This is a genomic window from Lederbergia citrea (assembly GCF_018343525.1).
In the GTDB taxonomy this organism is placed as follows: domain Bacteria; phylum Bacillota; class Bacilli; order Bacillales; family Bacillaceae_C; genus Lederbergia; species Lederbergia citrea.
Genome location: NZ_JAGYPH010000003.1, coordinates 228193 through 245494 on the forward strand (window position 1 = coordinate 228193; position 17302 = coordinate 245494).

A 17302-nucleotide genomic window follows, 5' to 3' on the forward strand; every position below is an offset into this window, starting at 1 on the left:
TATGAAAGGTATTATTAGTAATTTATTATCAAAGCAATTACCTAAGATAGATGACGCCAAAGAACAAATTAAAGAGGCTTATAAGGGTGATGACCATCCTTGGGTCGTAGGTTATAGTGGCGGTAAAGATTCTACAGTCGTTGTTCAACTTGTATTCGAAGCATTATGTGAGATGCCTTTAGAGGAATTACATAAAAAAGTCTATGTCATTTCTTCAGATACTTTAGTTGAGACTCCTTTAATTATCAATTCTATTAATACGACATTAAGAAGGATTCAAGATGAAGCTCTGAATAGAAATCTACCTATTGAAACGCATAAGGTTAAACCTGATGCTCAGCAGTCTTTCTGGGCGAATATTATTGGAAAAGGTTATCCCTCTCCCAACCAACAATTTAGGTGGTGTACGGATAGACTTAAAATAGACCCTGCAAATCAATTTATTACGGATAAAGTATCCTCTTTTGGAGAGGTAATTATGGTCCTAGGAGTTCGTGAAGATGAAAGTGTAACCCGTGGAAATGTAATACGTTCCCATACAGTAGAGGGAAAAACTTTTATGAGGCACTCAACGTTGTCAAATGCCTATGTATACGCCCCTATTAGAAGTTTTGATATTGACGATGTTTGGAATTATTTATTAAATCACCCTTCACCTTGGGGTGATGACAATCATGAACTTCATCAATTATATCAGGATTCTAATAGTGGTGAATGTCCGTTAATGGTTGATAAAAATATTAAAGAAAGTGCGGGTTCATGTGGGAACAGCCGATTCGGTTGCTGGGTTTGTACTGTAGTAAACGAAGATAAAGCTTTAAACGGATTTATCCAGAGTGGACATGATTGGATGAAACCTTTACTCGATTTTAGAAATTGGTTAGCCGAAATTAGGGATGATAGAACCAGAAGAATGAAGTATAGAATGAACGGTCAAATTTATTATAGAGATGTAAAAATTGAAGAGAAAGACGGAATACCTCACGTTTTTATTCCTAGGAAATCGAGCAGACTAGCACAATTTATCCCTTTAGAGGAATATGAGATTCTTGAAAAGAGTGAACTTAAAAGTTATATCCAAAAGAATAAAATAGATCTAAGTTCCCCAGAAGATCATAAAATATTAGTTACTTATGAGGAAGAAACATTAGATGGTCAAATAATTCAAAAATATGCTCAACTCGGTTTAGGACCCTTTACTATGGAAACCCGTAAAGAAATATTAACTAAACTCTTAGAGGTTCAAAAAGAAATTCAACATCCCAATGATCCTTATTATGAGCTTATTAGTGTGGATGAGTTAAAAGAAATTAGGAAAATCTGGTTCAGGAACGGTGATTGGAACGATCAAATACCTTCTATCCATAAAGAAATAATGGGATATTCTTTAGATTGGGAAATTGATGATCGTCCTTTATTTGATAAAGAGCAGATATCTGACCTCGAGTTACTTTGCGACCAGTTTCAAGTTGACTTTAACGTACTTAAAAAATTAATCTCGATCGAAAAGGACTTTTCAGGATATAAAATTCGTAGAGGATTAATGAATGATATAGGCAAGGTCTTAAAGCAGGATTATTTACACTTGTAAGAATAGAAAAAGAGGTTATTTTATGATATTAAATAAAATTCAATTAACCAATATCGGGCCATATAGAGGTTTGAACTCCTTTGACCTTAGCCCTACCGTAGGGAAAAACGTTATATTAATCGGTGGAGAAAATGGTGCTGGGAAAACTACTTTATTAAATGCAATTAAACTTGGATTATTCGGCGCATATAGCTACGGTTTTAAAACAGAAAATGTCGAGTACTATAATAGAGTAAATACTTTCTTGAATAATAGCGCAAAAAAGAGAGAAGAAAACAACTTTTTAATTAAGTTAGAGTTCTCTTTAATTGATGGTTTCGAAAAAATCGATTATATATTATTCCGTAAATGGAATAGAAGTAAACAAAACTTAAAAGAAGAATTTGATTTAATAGCTAATGGAAAACATCTATCCGAGTATGATAAGGAAGTATTTCAATCTAAATTAAAAGAGGTTATGCCACCTCAACTTTTAGACCTTTGTCTTTTTGACGGCGAGGAAATTGCAAAAATAGTAAATGAAAATTTGCTTTCAAGTTACTTAAAAAAACTGGCTAAGGTTGTGTTTAACCTGGATTTATTCGAAGTTCTTGAAGACGACCTTGGAGAGTACTCAAATCAGTTGTTTAACTCCCAAAAAATGGAGGAGTTAGAAAGCGAAATCTACGACTTAAATCAACGTGAACGAGATTTAAGAACTAAGTATGCCGATGAAAGTAGTAATCTTAATTACTTAAAAAATGAAAGATCAAACTATCAAGATGAATATGATAAGTTGAGAAATGACTTTGAAAAATATGGCGGTTTAGTTAAAAGTGAACGAGAAGAGATTATTAGGGATATAAATGTTATCGAATTAAGTAGGAAACAAAACATGGATAAAACAAGGGAGTTTGTTGCTGACCTTCTCCCTTTTTATTTATCAAAGGAATTACTTGTAAAAGCGCGAGAGCAAATAAAGGGCGAAGAGGCCCTACAACTTCATAAACAATTAGAGGCAAAACTTACTGATGACAGTATGAATGCTATTCTTAAGTCTGTATCTGACTCATTAAACAATATGCACAGTAAAAAGATTAAGGAACAAGTATTAAATTTACTTAAACCCGCTGAAGATATTCATCAAATACATGGTGCTTCATTTTCAGAAAGTAGTCTTATAGAAAACATGTATTTAAACGTTTCAAATAATCATGACCAGGAGATTTTATTACTCTTGGAGGAAAATAGAAATAAACTTAGCGAACTTCAAACACTTAGAGAAAAATTAAGGGTCAATGATTCCTCTAATGAATTTAGCCATATGATTCAACAGATTGAAGGACTGCAACAAAGAATTCTAGAACTAGACAATCAGATAGAAATTTCAGAATCACAATTAAATGAACTTAAAAGTGAATTAACAGTAACTATTTCTAATATCGATAAAATCCAAATCAATCTTAAAGATAATGAAAAGACACAGAGTTCATTCTTAGAGGCACAAAAGGTAATTGCTTTAAGTCGACGATTTCGTGAGATTCAATTAAAGAAAAAGCTTCAACAAGTTCAAATTGAAGCTACCACTATGTTAAAAAGAATAACGCGAAAGCATAATTATATTAATTCAATTATTATAGATCACGAAAATTATGATGTATCCTTGCTAGATTCACAAAAAGAGCATCTAGAAATTTCAACATTATCGGCTGGCGAAAAGCAAATATTATTAATTTCAATTATTTGGGCGATATTTAAATGTTCAGGAAGAAAAGTACCATTTATCTTTGACACACTACTAGGTAGATTAGATAAAACTCATAAAGCTACGGTATTAAGAGAATTTATTCCTAACTGCGGCGAACAAGCAATTATTCTTTCCACCGACACTGAAATTGACCAAGCTCATTATAATATCTTAATAGATAATCTTGCCAAAGAATACATGTTAGACTTTAACGTCGAAAGAAAAGAAACACACATTATAAATCATTATTTTCCTTTTAAACAATTGGAGTTGAGTACATGAATTTCCGCTTAAAAACATCCAAAGATACTGGTGAACGATTAAATTCTCTTCAGGCATCTACCGGTTTGACTTGGAATATTTTATCAAGAATCGCCCTTTCTCTTTCTTTACAAGACCCATCTATGCCTGGGTTAGTAGAAAATAAAAATGGTGTAGATATTCATCGGAATGCAATGACCGGTGAAAACGATTATGTTTATAAAGCATTGATTCGACAACATGCACAACGTAATGTTTCAGACGAAGAATATTTCCCTGACCTTTTCAATGCACATATTGAAAGAGGAATGATATTACTAGAAAATGAATATAAACATGCTGGTAATTATGAAAAACTTCTACAAAATTTAATAGGAATGGGAAGTTAGGTGAAATGAATGATCTATTTAGATAATAGTGCTACCACACAAATTTATCCGGAAGTAAAAGATGCTATGCTACCTTATCTAATGGAGGAATTCGGGAATCCATCAAGCAAATATTACTCAAAGGCTGAAAATGCCAAACGGGCGGTAGAAGAAGCGAGGGCCTCTCTTGCTTCTTTGTTAGGATGCAATAGCTCAGAAATAGTTTTTACAAGCGGTTCAACTGAAAGCAATAATATGATTATTAAGGGAGTAGCAGACTATTATCAAAATCAAGGAAATCATATCATTACAACTAAAGTTGAACACCCTTCTGTATTAGAAACTTGTAGGTACCTAGAAGAAAAAGGTTTTTCTATCACGTATCTTGATGTGGATCAATACGGAAGAATTGACCTTGAGGACTTTCAAAATAGCATAAAAGACACCACTATATTAGTAAGTATTATTTGGGGAAATAATGAGCTCGGTTCATTAAATGATATGGAATCTATTTCTAACGTATGTCTTGATAAGAATATTTTTTTACACACAGATGCCACCCAAGTGGTTGGTAAAATCGAATTTGATATGTCAGCCTTCCCAGGAATCACTTTTTTATCTTGTTCTGCCCATAAATTCCATGGTCCAAAAGGAATTGGTGCCACCTTTATTCGAGAAGATAAGTATGGGATTTTAACTAAATTCACTCCGTTATTACATGGTGGTGGTCAGGAGCACGGTGTCAGAAGTGGTACGTTGGCAGTTCATAACATTGTAGGTATGGGAAAAGCCGCTGACATAGTGACCCTAAACTTAGGCAAGAATATCGTGAAACTAAAGGAACTAGAGTTATACCTTTGTACAATATTAAATGATAAATTCGGCAATCAAATTAAGTTTAATAATGATAAAGAAAATAAAATACCTGGTATTCTAAGTGTGTTATTTAAAGGTGTAAACAATGAATTACTTTTAAAGACTCTTGCTCCTATGGTGGCTGCTTCTACTGGATCGGCATGCAGTTCAACGAAACCGTCTCATGTATTGGAAGGTATAGGGTTAACGTTGGACGAGATAAGATCCACGGTAAGGTTTTCGATTTCAGCACTTAATGGAAAGGAAGATTTGGATATATTTAGAGACTTGTAAATACCTTCCTTTATTAATTTTAATACACCTAACTTGATTAATAAGCCTTCTATATTTTAATTAACTTAGTATTGAATAAGGAGTCTATAATTGAAAAAACAGGTATTTATATCCTCTACTTATACTGACTTACAACAAGAAAGACAAGCCGCTGTTAGGAATGGTAAACACATCTAAAATTTAGACACCGAAGGAGAGGGCCCTTTTCCTCTCCCTTTTAATAATGGGCCCATAAACGGAATGGACGGATGAAAGTAAAAAACGCCCAGATTTTTTCTCAGGTTCGGTTTTGAAGTACGAAAGTACATTTAGTATCTGAAACGACAATCTAATTAGCACCTAAATTAACACAATAATTAAATTTAAAGATGCTCAGTGCAAAAGACCTGAGCTTTTTTCTATACATCGACTTGTTAAAGTTGCACATTATCACAACTATATTTTTTAAAAAGATAGGATTTACAAACGTTACTAAATTGAATAATTATTTCGGACTTCGCGAAAACTTTATAAAAACGCCCAACCCCGCTAAAAAAAATCCTAAACAAAATAAACTACCTGGACTCCCCCAAACTATATCAGCCATTTCGCACCCCCTTTAATTGTTAATATAGTATTATTTCACCATATAATTATTTTTACCTCTTAAAAAATGGAAAAATACTATAAAATCAGTCTTGTTTAGCTATCCTGCATCGTTGAATAAAACTCGCACTAAACATTATTGTTGATTTGCAAATTAGAACTCTGATTACTACTTATTTTTCATACCAATTTGTTGTTGAAATGTATGCTAATTAGTTTTATGTTTACATTGTTATTAGCATTTTTCTCCCCATAAACCGAACCCGTTAATGAAAAAATGGATATTTTTAATGTTTTTTCAATCGCAGGTATATCAGCAGGTGCCCAAAGACGCTAGCTCGTTGGGTTGTAACCATCTAATCGCTAAATGCCCTGTTAAAATTGGTTTACCCTCGATCAGTTTGCAGTGAAACGTTGTCAAGTGAACAATTCCAAAGTCATATTCATAAACGGTATCTTCGGTTTGTTCACGGATTTCTATTTTACAATGCATTTCTTCATTAATTTCGCGATGCAGAGCTTCATGTGGTGACTCACCCTTTTCTATTCTGCCACCTGGGAATTCCCATTTAAGGGGTAGTGATTTAGTTGGTCCTCTTTGTGCACATAAGCTTTTACCGTTTTCAATGATTACTGCACCAACGACATGGATATTCTTATTCATTGGATCCCCCTTCGTTATCCTGTTTTATCTGATATTACGGAATGTGTTCCGGATATTCAGGACTTGATACATAAAGTAGGATTGAATTATAAATTTAAAATGATTACAACCCATAATTGCTGGTACATCGGGATTATTGATGACAGATATATCTTCTACTATTACTCTTTCTGGTTCATTTCAAATATGAATGATAATCTATTATCAGTGAATCTTTTATTGAGAATAAGGAGTGCAGCATCATGATTAGAAAAGCAGAAAAGCAGGACAGTAAACAAGCTTCAGTGCTCATTTATGAAGCTATCCATGATATCGCACATGCATTGACAGGAGAAGATGAGAAGGAAAAAGTACTCGAACAGTTGGAGCGATTTTTTTCTCAAGAGCTGAATCGTCTAAGCTACCACAATTGCCTTGTAAAGATTGTTGATAATGTTCCCATTGGCATTATTGTTGCTTATCACGGAAAAAATTCACTGGATCTCGATGAGCCAATCCGTGCACATGTAAGGAAGATTACGGGTAAAGAACCGGTGTTAGATCCGGAAGCGGGTGCAACGGATTTCTATGTTGATACGCTAAGTGTGAACCCAAAATTTGGTGGGCAAGGGTTCGGAACAGAACTTTTACAATCAGCAATAGATTATGCGAATGCTCAAGGTTACCCCACTGTTTCTTTGAATGTCGAAGAGACCAATATTAAAGCACGTAAACTTTATGAACGGCTTGGTTTTTCCTATAAGAAAACAATTACGATTAACGATCATGTATATCATTATTTAGTGAAACAGATATAGTTGTTGTGGGACTTTTCTATACTAATCTGAAATTTATACACACCCACCACTTTTGTCATAGCACTCCTCCTGTACAACTTTATTCTAAGTGGTACGACAATTCGCAAAACAATAATCGCCCATTTTTTATGAAGTGGCTTTCTTTACGTACATAGTATTAAATATCCGACCATCAAAAAGAAGCATCTAGTTTTATCCAGATGCTTCTTCTATTAATATATTTATTCACCACTCGTTAACTATCTCGTCAAGTGCAAAATTACAAAACTCCTTTTCTTAAATCAACATCCCAGCAATCGCCGCACTCAACAGATTAGCCAGGGTTGCCGCTATTACCGCTCTCAAACCCATCTCCGCAATATCTTGTCTTCTTGACGGCGCCATGCCTCCTAATCCACCGATCATCAAGGCAATCGCAGCCAGATTCGCAAAACCGCAAAGTGCGAAACTAATCATCGCAACGCTTTTAGGGGACAGATTAGCAATCTCGGGGGCAAAAGCAGTGTAGGCAACAAATTCGTTTAACACAAACTTCTGTCCAATGAAAGAAGCGGCTTGTAACGCTTCATCCCATGGAACTCCAATGAGGAAGGCAAGCGGAAAGAAAATGTATCCTAAGATTTGTTCTAGTGTTAACGTTCCAAATCCAAAGATTCCACCAATCGAACCGATAATTGTATTGACCAAAAAGATGAGGGAAATGAAAGCAAGCAATAATGCACCTACACTTACTGCTATTTTTAATCCATCCGCAGCCCCGCGTGCTGCTGCATCAACTACATTTCTTGATTCCTCATCTTTGATCATTTGGATACGTTCACCAGTGTTTAGTTGTTCTGTTTGGGGAATTATTATCTTTGCAAATAACAATCCCGCAGGAGCCCCCATAAAAGCTGCAGCTAACAAATACTCTAGAGGAACCCCAAGCATCGCGTATCCACCGAGAACAGAGCCAGATACACACGCCATTCCCCCTACCATTACTGCAAACAATTCTGATTTGGTCATCTTCTCAATATAAGGTTTAATGACCAATGGGGCTTCCGTTGGACCGAGAAAGATATTTGCAGCAGCTGACATCGATTCTGGTTCACTCGTTTTCAGCATTTTGGCCAAAAATCCACCGATGATCTTGGTTGCGAACTGCATAATTCCCAGATAATAGAGAACCGATATTAATGATGCAAAGAAAATGATAATGGGCAACACTTGTAATGCAAAGGTAAAACCTGCATTTTCCGCGTTTAGTATTCCTCCAAATAGGAACTGAATTCCAGCATTGGACGAGTCGATTACTTTTTGGACAATGGATGAAAAAAACTGGAGAATCTTTCTTCCAAATTCCCATTTCAACACCGCAATAGCAAAAATAAGCTGGATGGCTAGAGCGCCAAAAACTGTTCTTGGATTGATGGCAGTGCGCTTTTTCGAAAGGGCAAAAGCTAATGCTAAAATTCCGATTATTCCCCCGATACCCCAAATGTATTGCATATTTCCTCCCCCATCATCGTCAATTTATATAATATACAGACGAGATAGCATAAAGAAGCAGGCACTCGCTCCTTATGCTCAATAAATTTAAACAATATCTGTTTTAATATACTTCTTGATTCATAGCGTCGATACAGACAACGGTCACAAGTTTTCTATTGTATCGCACGCAATACATCAAGAAGCATTTCTTTAAATGAATGACGGTCTATAGCTTCACAAACACGAACATTTTTTGCACGTTCAAGACGGTTATTAATATCGACAAGACTGTACCCTCTTGTGAGTTCGCCGACTGTTTCAATATCTACGTGATAAAGATTAGACTTTGTCATTATATCTTCATTTGCTGCAACAGCAGCTAACAGTGTATCTGGATGTGTTGTACCATTTAATTGGTGGACGCTTTTATTAAACTTCATAACAACTTTATTAACATCAGTGAAAAACTTTGACCCTTTTGTTGCTAATGCCGCAATGTCTTTGTGGTCATTGTCATCCATAATTGAATATTGTGTACACATTTCCCAGCCAACCATCGTGATTGGAATACCCGAATGAAGGACAATTTTTGCAGCTTCGGGATCAACCCAGAAATTATATTCAGCACTTGGGGTAATATTTCCTAAAGCATTATTTGTTCCACCCATAATATAGAGATGAGGAATCTTCGGAACAATTGTTGGGTCTTTTTTAATGGCCATTGCAATATTCGTCAATGGTGCAATCGCTAATAAATGAATATCTCCGGGATATTTATGAACTGTTTCTATGAGAAAATCAACTGCATGTCCGTCAGCTGGACGCTGGACTGCTTTCTCAAAAAATGAATCACCCATTCCATCTCTTCCGTGAACATCTTCAACCGTTCGGTGCTCCTTTTCACCAAGCCCCATTAACGGACGCTCACACCCTTTATATACCGGTACTTGTCCACCCTTACCAGCTACTTGAATCGTATAAAGGGCATTTTCTACTTGCTGATCAAATTGGACATTTCCACCAGTCATCATAATTCCTTCTACATTAAAATAATGAAGCGCTGTTAAAATGGCAATCGTATCATCACCAGCTGTATCCGTATCAATAATGACCCGTTTTTTATCTATCATTTAAAATCCTCCTTCGTTACTTGCTTAGCTAATTCCGTCATATAATCGAAGAAAGCATCGCGATTCACGTCATAAACTACATTCACAGGGCGGCCATCAGGTGTTTCAACTGTACGTCCCTGACTTGGTCCATCTGTGTGCACCACGCTATTTATCGTCTGTACTTTAACAAGATCGCTCTTGCCAATAAACGCAGTCGTTAACACATCCCATAAATAATAGGTAGAATTAGTTGAAAAATGAACAAGAGGTGGCACCATAGCATAACATTGGCCGAGAAAGTCAACTCCAATATGTTTGCGCTCTTTTGCCCATCGTTCGCGTACATCTAAAGTTAACGGTACTTGATTTGTGCTTTCAAGTGCGACTAGATCAATTTCTATGTTAGTTTCCCACACTCGGGCAGCTGCTTCAGGGTCCCAAAACACATTCCATTCTGCTGTTCCATCATGTTCAGGTTCGTGAACATTCCCAGCCTCTCGGAAAGTGCCGCCCATCCAAACAAGTCTTTCGATTTTCTCTTCAATATCTGGAGCTTCATCTAATGCACGGGCAAGATCAGTAAGAGGACCCGTGAATAGTAAAGTTGTTTTTTCAGTAGTATTACGAATAGCATCGATCATATGAAGATGTGCCGGTTTTTCTGCTACTGGTGTAATAATTTTTCCAGATTCGTTTAAAATCGGTAGTGCATCTACATAAAAAGCGTGCATTCGCCAATCTTTTGGAAATGGGTTTTTTCCACGTGAATTGGACTCTGCTACGTCAAGACCACCGTTTCCAAAACGGTCAATGATTTTTCGGCTTGCAAAAACGGCTGGCTCTAAATAACAATCAGCCGGAATGACCGATACACCTGTCAATTCGACATTATCCATTTTCAGTAATAAAAATAATGAAACAAGATCATCGACTCCGCCGTCATGATTAAAATAAATATGCTTCTTTGCCATCTCTTTTTTCATCCTCTTCATTATATTGCGACAAATTGTTTTTCAAATTCTTCAAGTTGCTCCCTTGTAGGAAGGGCCGGAATAACATCTCGTTTAGTTACACAATAAGACCCAACAATACTCGCTTTACCCACGGCATCTTCTAATGTTAGTCCTTCTGCAAGATAAACAGCTAGCGCTCCCGTAAAGGAATCTCCCGCACCAGTTGTATCAACCGCTTCCACTTTAAAGGCGGGTACTTGAGCAACACCTTGTTGCGTTACAATTAAAGCACCGTTTTCCCCACGAGTTACAATTACTGCTTTTGGTCCCTTGCTTAATAACCTAGAAGCAAGTTCCTCACATTTTTGTACGGATAATTCTTCATTTGGATTTTCCCCATTTAAAATAAGTAACTCCGATTCATTCGGATTAATCATTGATGTGTATTGTAACAACTCCAACGCTTCAGCATTAGCTGGCGCAGGATTTAAAATCACGGTTTTGCCTAATTGCTGAGCATAACGCAATGCTTCTCTTACTGTGTCAAGACGATTTTCCAACTGACAAACAATAATATCAGCTTCATCAATCTTCTCTAAAACGCTTTCATCATTTGGTAAGAGGTCGTGATTGGCCCCTGGATCCACTAGAATGCAATTCTCGCCTTCAGAGTTTAAAAAGATGAAGCCAACCCCGGTACTTTTATTTTTTGAACGACGTACACCCGAAATATCTATGTTTTCACTTTCAAGCATACGAAGTCCTTCATCTCCGTAGCGGTCATTCCCAAGACAGCCAACAAATGCTACATCACCGCCAAGTCTAGCTGCTGCAACTGCTTGGTTAGCTCCTTTTCCACCATTGCTTTCAGAGAAACTTTGTCCAATTAATGTTTCACCCCAGACAGGTACACGATCGGTTTGGCATGTTAAACCGACATTATAGCTGCCGATTACTAGAATTTTTTTTGTTTCAGAGTTCATCATACCCCTTCACCTCTTGTAAACAATCTTAATCACGCTGTAAAAAAGAAGCCACTGAATATTTATCAGAACGTAACCATACATAGGAAATTTCAACTGGCTTTGATTCTTCTAAATACGTAATTTGATCTAAATATAGAACAGGTGTGCCTTTTGGTAACGATAAAATTAATGCTTGTTCCTCTTCTAATCCTCTTGCTTCAAACTGACGAAAACCAAACTTAATTTTTCGTCCGCTAATTTTTTCAATTGCTGCAAACAAATGCGTATTTTCAAAGTCAACTTGTTCAATTCCTTCACAAAGATTCACATTGATATAGTTTTCAAGAACGATAACTGGGTCATTGTCAATATAACGGACACGTTTTAAATAAAGGACTGATTGTCCATCCTTTAATGAAAACTTTTGTCGAATCGATGCTTTTGGCTGTATTAAACGTTTCTCAATCACTTTCGTTTCAAACTTAATGCCTTCTCTTTCCATTGATTCTGCGAAAGAAATCAATTCTTGCCCAAAAGGATGTGACATTTTGGGTTCAGCAACAAACGTCCCTTTGCCCTGAATTTGAATTAAGATCCCTTCTTTTATCAATGAAGAAATTGCTTTTCGAAGTGTGCCTCTACTGACTTCAAGCATCTTTGCCAACTCTTCTTCTGCAGGCAATTGGTGATTTTTCTCCCATTCTTTTGTTGATACCTTTTCACGAATCCCATCGGCAATTTGGCTATATAGAGGTCTAGGATCATTTTTATTTATAATATTTATTAGTTCATTCATCTTAAAAACACCTTCCCGAATTTATTTCCCACCCTATTATACCTTTGTTTAAAATATAAAATAGATGGTACATCAACAAGTATAAATTCGGGATATGGTTTATTAGTAATCGCTTAAAGCATTACCAGCGCCTGTGACGATTTTCACTCCAGCACTTGTACCAAGTAGAACTGCACCCGCATTTAAAATTGTTGAAGCACTTTCAAAATCACGAATACCACCAGATGCTTTGACTAATGCTTTGTCACCTGCAATTTCCTTTAACAATTGAACATCTTCAACTGTTGCATGACCGCCTTTACCCCAGCCGCTTGAGTTTTTTAAATAAGTAACTCCCGCGCTCAACGCTAGTTCCGCAGCCTTCCTCTTTTCTTCCTGTGTGAGCATTCCAAATTCAAGCATAATTTTTGTAACTCTACCATTTGCTGCTTTTACGATTTGAGCAATTTCTTCTCTATATTCATCATACATACCACTTTTTAGGAATCCAATATTAGCCATAAAATCCACTTGTTCCGCGCCTAATTCAATAACCTCTCTCATTTCATTAACTTTAGTCGCCGTAGTAGATCCTCCCATTGGATAACCTAATGCCGTACAGATTTTCACCTCAGAACCTTGTAAGTGTTTTTTTGCTTCCTCAATCCAGCAAGGCTGAAGCATTACTCCGTCAAATTTATATTCCATACAATCTTCAGATAGTTTTTTAATATCTTCTTTAGTTACATCAGGATTTACATTCGTATGTTGGATTTTACTTGCAATTTCTTCAACTGTATAAACTTTTGTAGTCATTTTTACTCCTCCTTGTGTATACGTATATATACGTCTATATATGAGTATAGACTTATATAAATAATCTGTCAATATTTTATCGAATAATAGTAGGTTAGGATTAACTAAAAATAGGGTGACACCCTGTTATTGGATGTCACCCTTATATGTTTTTCCTTCTATATAATACAAACTATTTTCGACGCTTCTTTTTTCAAACTAATTTTTTACTATACATAACATCTTTTATCTTAAATCAACATCCCTACAATGGCTGCACTGAGCAGATTGGCCAGTGTTGCTCCGATTATTGCTCGTAACCCCATTTCAGCAATGTCTTGTCTTCTAGAAGGAGCCATTCCTCCTAATCCACCAATTAGCATAGCAAGTGCTGAAAGGTTGGCAAAACCACAAAGTGCAAAGCTAATCATCGCGACGCTTTTAGGAGATAGATTAGCGATTTCAGGAGCAAAAGAAGTGTAAGCAACAAATTCGTTTAGTACAAATTTCTGCCCAATAAAAGAGGCAGCCTTTAATGCTTCATCCCATGGAACTCCAATGAGGAAAGCAAGTGGGAAGAAAAGATAGCCTAAAATCTGTTCTAGCGTTAAAGATTCAAATCCAAAAATTCCACCAATAGCTCCGATTATCATATTAATTAAAAAGATGAGAGAAATGAATGCAAGTAACAATGCACCAACACTTACCGCTATTTTTAATCCATCTATCGCCCCGCGCGATGCTGCATCAATGACATTTCTAGATTCCTCGTCTTTAACCATTTGAATACGGTCAGCTGTGTTCAATTTTTCTGTTTGAGGAACGATGATTTTTGCAAATAACAATCCCGCCGGAGCACCCATGAAAGCTGCGGCTAACAAATAATCTATTGGTACATCCAGCTTGGCATACCCTCCTAAAACGGCCCCCGATACGCAGGCCATTCCCCCTACCATGACGGCAAATAATTCTGATTTAGTCATTTTCTCAATATAGGGTTTTACAACTAATGGAGCCTCTGTCGGACCAAGAAAAATATTGGCAGCAGCTGACATCGATTCGGTCTCACTTGTCTTAAGGGCTTTTGCCAAAAGTCCACCGATAAACTTAGTTGCATACTGCATAATTCCTAGATAATAAAGAACCGAAATTAATGAAGCAAAGAAAATGATAATGGGTAACACTTGTAAGGCAAAGGTAAAACCTGCGTTTTCTGCATTTAGTACTCCTCCAAACAAGAACTGAATTCCAGCATCGGACGAGTCAATCACTTTTTGGACAATCCCTGAAAGGTATTGCAAAATCTTTCTTCCGAGTTCCCATTTCAACACTGCAAAACCAAAAAGGAGTTGGATGCCTAAAGCACCTAAAATGGTTCTTGGATTGATGGATTTACGTGCTGTCGATAGGGCAAATGCAATTGCTAAAATACCGATGATGCCACAAATTCCCCAGATGTATTGCATAGTTTCTCCCCCATCATTGTTAATAAAGTAAATAGAAATTAATATTGTTTAAACTATACTTATTGAACCTCATACATGGTTTTTCTCTATCATTTGGAATTTTCTCCACTTACTTGCCTTGCTAATTCCGTCATGTAATCGAAGAAAGCATCGCGATTCACGTCATAAACTACATTCACCGGGCGACCATCGGGTGTTTCAACTGTACGTCCCTGACTTGGTCCATCGGTGATGACAACACTATTGACCGTTTGGACTTTAACAAGATCACTATTGCCAATAAACGCAGTCGTTAACACATCCCATAAATAGTAGGTAGAATTTGTTGTAAAATGAACAAGCGGCGGTACCATCGCATAACATTGGCCGAGGAAATCAACCCCGATGTATTTACGCTCTTTTGCCCAACGTTGGCGCACATCCAAAGTTAACGGTACTTGATTTGTGCTTTCAAGCGCGACTAAGTCAATTTCTATGTTAGTTTCCCATACGCGAGCTGCAGCTTCAGGGTCCCAAAATACATTCCATTCCGCTGTTCCATCATGTTCAGGTTCATGAACATTGCCGTCTTCACGGAAAGTACCACCCATCCAAACAAGTCTTTCAATTTTCTCTTCAATATCTGGAGCTTCATCTAATGCACGGGCAAGGTCAGTAAGAGGACCCGTGAATAATAAAGTTGTTTTTTCAGTGGTATTACGAATCGCATCAATCATATGGAGATGTGCCGGCTTTTCTGCTACAGGTGTAATAATTTCTCCAGATTCGTTTAAAATCGGTAGTGCATCCACAAGAAATGCATGCATTCTCCAGTCTTTTGGGAAAGGATTTTTTCCGCGTGAATTTGACTCAGCGACATCGAGACGGACACCGTCCCCAAAGCGATCAATAATTTTTCGGCTTGCAAAAACCGCTGGCTCTAAATAACAATCTGCCGGAATGACAGATACACCTGTTAATTCGACATTATCCATTTTTAGTAATAAAAATAATGAAACTAGATCATCGACTCCGCCGTCGTGATTAAAATAAATATGTTTTTTCGCCATCCCAAATCCCATCCTTTTCATTAAAAAGTATTTATATGAATATTCGACTAAAAGATCTTCGGTGGTATCAGGTAAGGCTCCAATGATATCGAAGTGTTCCTTTTCAAAGCAGCAAGGCCTTACACCGATATAGTCTCCCGATTCCATGGAAGGATATTCATATTCTTTCCTATCTCACTTCCTTAATATGGTTCGAGTGAAATGCAAAAAAACCCGGATATATACCTACCCAGGTTACGGATTTACATTGAGAAATAATGGAATGGATTTAATATAAAATACAAGTTTCCAATCATTCTTTCATGTAGTCCGGTAGTTTACGGTTACCAGGTAGAGACGCTTAAGCCATATTCCTAAGCATATACATTCAAAAAACTTTCATTAAGTTGTTATTTTACTATAACATTAATAGCATACAAGTCCTGCAATGGTCAACGGAAACCACGAAAGTTTTTATTTTATGACAACTGAATGTTCGGATAATACAGCATAAGAAAAGGAAAGAGTATATTTTTTCAAAAAAAAAAGAGAACACGATGTTCTCCTTTATATTTATACGTTTTAGCAATGGACCCTCTTCAAAACAAACTCAAACCATATTTTTTTGATAACAGCTCCAATAATTTCATTCCACCGATACTGTTTCCTTTTTCGTCTAAAGCAGGGCCGAAAATGCCAATGCCGAATCTACCGGAAACAGTTCCCATAATGCCGCCTGATACACCACTTTTTGCTGGGAGCCCAATTTTAATGGCAAACTCTCCAGAAGCATTATACATGCCACATGTCACCATAAATGTTTTGCAAATACGCGCTACATCTATAGGCATGATTTGTTTTCCACTTAATGGATCTAACCCGTCCATTGCAAACACCATTCCTATTCTGGACAAGTCCAAACAATTCATTTCAATGGCACATTGCTTCGTATATAAATCCATTAGTTGCTCTACGTCCTCATTTATAAAGTTATACTGCTTCATAAAATAGCATAATGCCCTGTTTAGATATGCCGTTTCGAATTCAGAACGGGCCACTTCCTCACTATAGGTAACGGTTGGGTCATTTGTCATTTCCTGAATAAAGGATAATAACCGATTGAACCGCGCTTGAACAGAATTCCCTTTAATCATATGGGTGACAACAAGGGCCCCAGCATTAATCATCGGATTTAACGGTTTACCGGGAGCGGCAGTTTCCAGTTTAATAATCGAATTAAAAGGGTCGCCGGTAGGCTCCATTCCAACCCGTTCAAACACATAGTCTTGGCCTCTATCCATCAAAACAAGGGCTAGACTTATTACTTTTGAAACACTTTGGAGTGTAAATTTTTTGTCGATCTCCCCAGCAGAAATACATTGCCCATCAGGATAGTAAATGGAAACTGAGAGGTCATTCGGATTTTCTTTTCCAAGTGCCGGAATATAGTCGGCAACCTTGCCATTTTTTGTATAGGGACGAGCTTCTTTCACTAACGCCTTTAATTCATCACTTGATTGACAGGGCATATTCATCACCGTTAGTAGTATGGGCTAAATGGGATTATTATATGAAAAAACAAGGGTTATTCATT

At 36.8% G+C, this 17302-nt stretch carries 15 protein-coding genes, 1 pseudogene and 1 riboswitch; of the genes and pseudogenes, 6 read left to right on the forward strand and 10 right to left on the reverse strand.

The features are described from left to right. Nucleotide 1 precedes the first annotated feature (1 nt). The 5 genes from dndC to KHA88_RS21480 all read left to right on the forward strand — a co-directional run bounded on the left by dndC (nucleotide 2) and on the right by KHA88_RS21480 (nucleotide 5272). Nucleotides 2-1591, forward strand: coding sequence for a DNA phosphorothioation system sulfurtransferase DndC (gene dndC, locus KHA88_RS15590; protein ID WP_213122442.1), 1590 nt, complete (start codon nucleotides 2-4; stop codon nucleotides 1589-1591). A 22-nt stretch (nucleotides 1592-1613) separates the two neighbouring features. Then, nucleotides 1614-3599: a DNA sulfur modification protein DndD gene (gene dndD, locus KHA88_RS15595; RefSeq protein ID WP_213122443.1), complete on the forward strand. Its 1986-nt coding sequence runs from the start codon at nucleotides 1614-1616 to the stop codon at nucleotides 3597-3599. Next, nucleotides 3596-3967: a DNA sulfur modification protein DndE gene (gene dndE / locus KHA88_RS15600; RefSeq protein ID WP_213122444.1), complete on the forward strand. Its 372-nt coding sequence runs from the start codon at nucleotides 3596-3598 to the stop codon at nucleotides 3965-3967. Before dndD ends, dndE begins: the two co-directional genes overlap by 4 nt. A 9-nt stretch (nucleotides 3968-3976) precedes the next feature. Continuing rightward, a complete protein-coding gene (locus tag KHA88_RS15605; RefSeq protein ID WP_213122445.1) occupies nucleotides 3977-5095 on the forward strand; it encodes a cysteine desulfurase family protein in 1119 nt (372 codons plus the stop codon). Between the two features lie 90 nt (nucleotides 5096-5185). Beyond that, nucleotides 5186-5272 carry a DUF4062 domain-containing protein gene (locus tag KHA88_RS21480; protein WP_213122596.1) on the forward strand — a complete coding sequence of 29 codons (87 nt, stop codon included), beginning with the start codon at nucleotides 5186-5188 and terminating at the stop codon, nucleotides 5270-5272. Nucleotides 5273-5956: 684 nt separating this feature from the next. On the opposite strand, the pseudogene KHA88_RS15615 reads toward KHA88_RS21480, so the two are convergent. Continuing rightward, a pseudogene (locus KHA88_RS15615) lies at nucleotides 5957-6344 on the reverse strand ((deoxy)nucleoside triphosphate pyrophosphohydrolase); the annotation flags it as partial. A 242-nt stretch (nucleotides 6345-6586) separates the two neighbouring features. Here KHA88_RS15615 and KHA88_RS15620 point away from each other — a divergent pair. Beyond that, a complete protein-coding gene (locus KHA88_RS15620) occupies nucleotides 6587-7141 on the forward strand; it encodes a GNAT family N-acetyltransferase (RefSeq protein WP_213122446.1) in 555 nt (184 codons plus the stop codon). 276 nt (nucleotides 7142-7417) lie between these two features. On the opposite strand, the gene KHA88_RS15625 is transcribed toward KHA88_RS15620, so the two are convergent. The 9 genes from KHA88_RS15625 to glsA form a co-directional block, all read right to left on the reverse strand. Next, complete coding sequence (locus KHA88_RS15625) at nucleotides 7418-8632, reverse strand: NupC/NupG family nucleoside CNT transporter (RefSeq protein ID WP_213108293.1); 1215 nt, start codon at nucleotides 8630-8632, stop codon at nucleotides 7418-7420. Between the two features lie 155 nt (nucleotides 8633-8787). Beyond that, entirely contained in the window at nucleotides 8788-9744 is a 957-nt protein-coding gene (locus tag KHA88_RS15630) for a nucleoside hydrolase (protein ID WP_213122447.1), read from the reverse strand. Beyond that, on the reverse strand, nucleotides 9741-10697 hold the full coding sequence (locus KHA88_RS15635) for a nucleoside hydrolase (protein WP_213108295.1): 957 nt from the start codon (nucleotides 10695-10697) through the stop codon (nucleotides 9741-9743). The genes KHA88_RS15630 and KHA88_RS15635 overlap by 4 nt, the downstream gene beginning before the upstream one ends. A 20-nt stretch (nucleotides 10698-10717) precedes the next feature. Beyond that, nucleotides 10718-11662, reverse strand: a complete 945-nt coding sequence (gene rbsK / locus KHA88_RS15640) for a ribokinase (RefSeq protein WP_213122448.1) — start codon at nucleotides 11660-11662, stop codon at nucleotides 10718-10720. 28 nt (nucleotides 11663-11690) lie between these two features. After that, a complete protein-coding gene (locus tag KHA88_RS15645; RefSeq protein ID WP_213122449.1) occupies nucleotides 11691-12440 on the reverse strand; it encodes a GntR family transcriptional regulator in 750 nt (249 codons plus the stop codon). A gap of 102 nt (nucleotides 12441-12542) precedes the next feature. Then, nucleotides 12543-13235, reverse strand: coding sequence for a deoxyribose-phosphate aldolase (gene deoC / locus KHA88_RS15650; RefSeq protein WP_213099210.1), 693 nt, complete (start codon nucleotides 13233-13235; stop codon nucleotides 12543-12545). 230 nt (nucleotides 13236-13465) lie between these two features. Continuing rightward, entirely contained in the window at nucleotides 13466-14680 is a 1215-nt protein-coding gene (locus KHA88_RS15655) for a NupC/NupG family nucleoside CNT transporter (protein WP_213122450.1), read from the reverse strand. 89 nt (nucleotides 14681-14769) lie between these two features. Further along, complete coding sequence (locus tag KHA88_RS15660) at nucleotides 14770-15729, reverse strand: nucleoside hydrolase (protein ID WP_213122451.1); 960 nt, start codon at nucleotides 15727-15729, stop codon at nucleotides 14770-14772. 285 nt (nucleotides 15730-16014) lie between these two features. Beyond that, nucleotides 16015-16116: riboswitch (purine riboswitch) on the reverse strand. Nucleotides 16117-16307: 191 nt separating this feature from the next. After that, entirely contained in the window at nucleotides 16308-17237 is a 930-nt protein-coding gene (glsA, locus tag KHA88_RS15665; protein WP_213122452.1) for a glutaminase A, read from the reverse strand. Nucleotides 17238-17302: the final 65 nt, after the last annotated feature.

Bases quoted from the DNA above. Each gene is read 5' to 3' on its own strand.
- dndC (WP_213122442.1), top strand. From the start codon at position 2: ATGAAAGGTATTATTAGTAATTTATTATCAAAGCAATTACCTAAGATA.
- dndD (WP_213122443.1), top strand. From the start codon at position 1,614: ATGATATTAAATAAAATTCAATTAACCAATATCGGGCCATATAGAGGT.
- dndE (WP_213122444.1), top strand. From the start codon at position 3,596: ATGAATTTCCGCTTAAAAACATCCAAAGATACTGGTGAACGATTAAAT.
- KHA88_RS15605 (WP_213122445.1), top strand. From the start codon at position 3,977: ATGATCTATTTAGATAATAGTGCTACCACACAAATTTATCCGGAAGTA.
- KHA88_RS15620 (WP_213122446.1), top strand. From the start codon at position 6,587: ATGATTAGAAAAGCAGAAAAGCAGGACAGTAAACAAGCTTCAGTGCTC.
- KHA88_RS15625 (WP_213108293.1), bottom strand. From the start codon at position 8,632: ATGCAATACATTTGGGGTATCGGGGGAATAATCGGAATTTTAGCATTA.
- KHA88_RS15630 (WP_213122447.1), bottom strand. From the start codon at position 9,744: ATGATAGATAAAAAACGGGTCATTATTGATACGGATACAGCTGGTGAT.
- KHA88_RS15635 (WP_213108295.1), bottom strand. From the start codon at position 10,697: ATGGCAAAGAAGCATATTTATTTTAATCATGACGGCGGAGTCGATGAT.
- rbsK (WP_213122448.1), bottom strand. From the start codon at position 11,662: ATGAACTCTGAAACAAAAAAAATTCTAGTAATCGGCAGCTATAATGTC.
- KHA88_RS15645 (WP_213122449.1), bottom strand. From the start codon at position 12,440: ATGAATGAACTAATAAATATTATAAATAAAAATGATCCTAGACCTCTA.
- deoC (WP_213099210.1), bottom strand. From the start codon at position 13,235: ATGACTACAAAAGTTTATACAGTTGAAGAAATTGCAAGTAAAATCCAA.
- KHA88_RS15655 (WP_213122450.1), bottom strand. From the start codon at position 14,680: ATGCAATACATCTGGGGAATTTGTGGCATCATCGGTATTTTAGCAATT.
- KHA88_RS15660 (WP_213122451.1), bottom strand. From the start codon at position 15,729: ATGGCGAAAAAACATATTTATTTTAATCACGACGGCGGAGTCGATGAT.
- glsA (WP_213122452.1), bottom strand. From the start codon at position 17,237: ATGCCCTGTCAATCAAGTGATGAATTAAAGGCGTTAGTGAAAGAAGCT.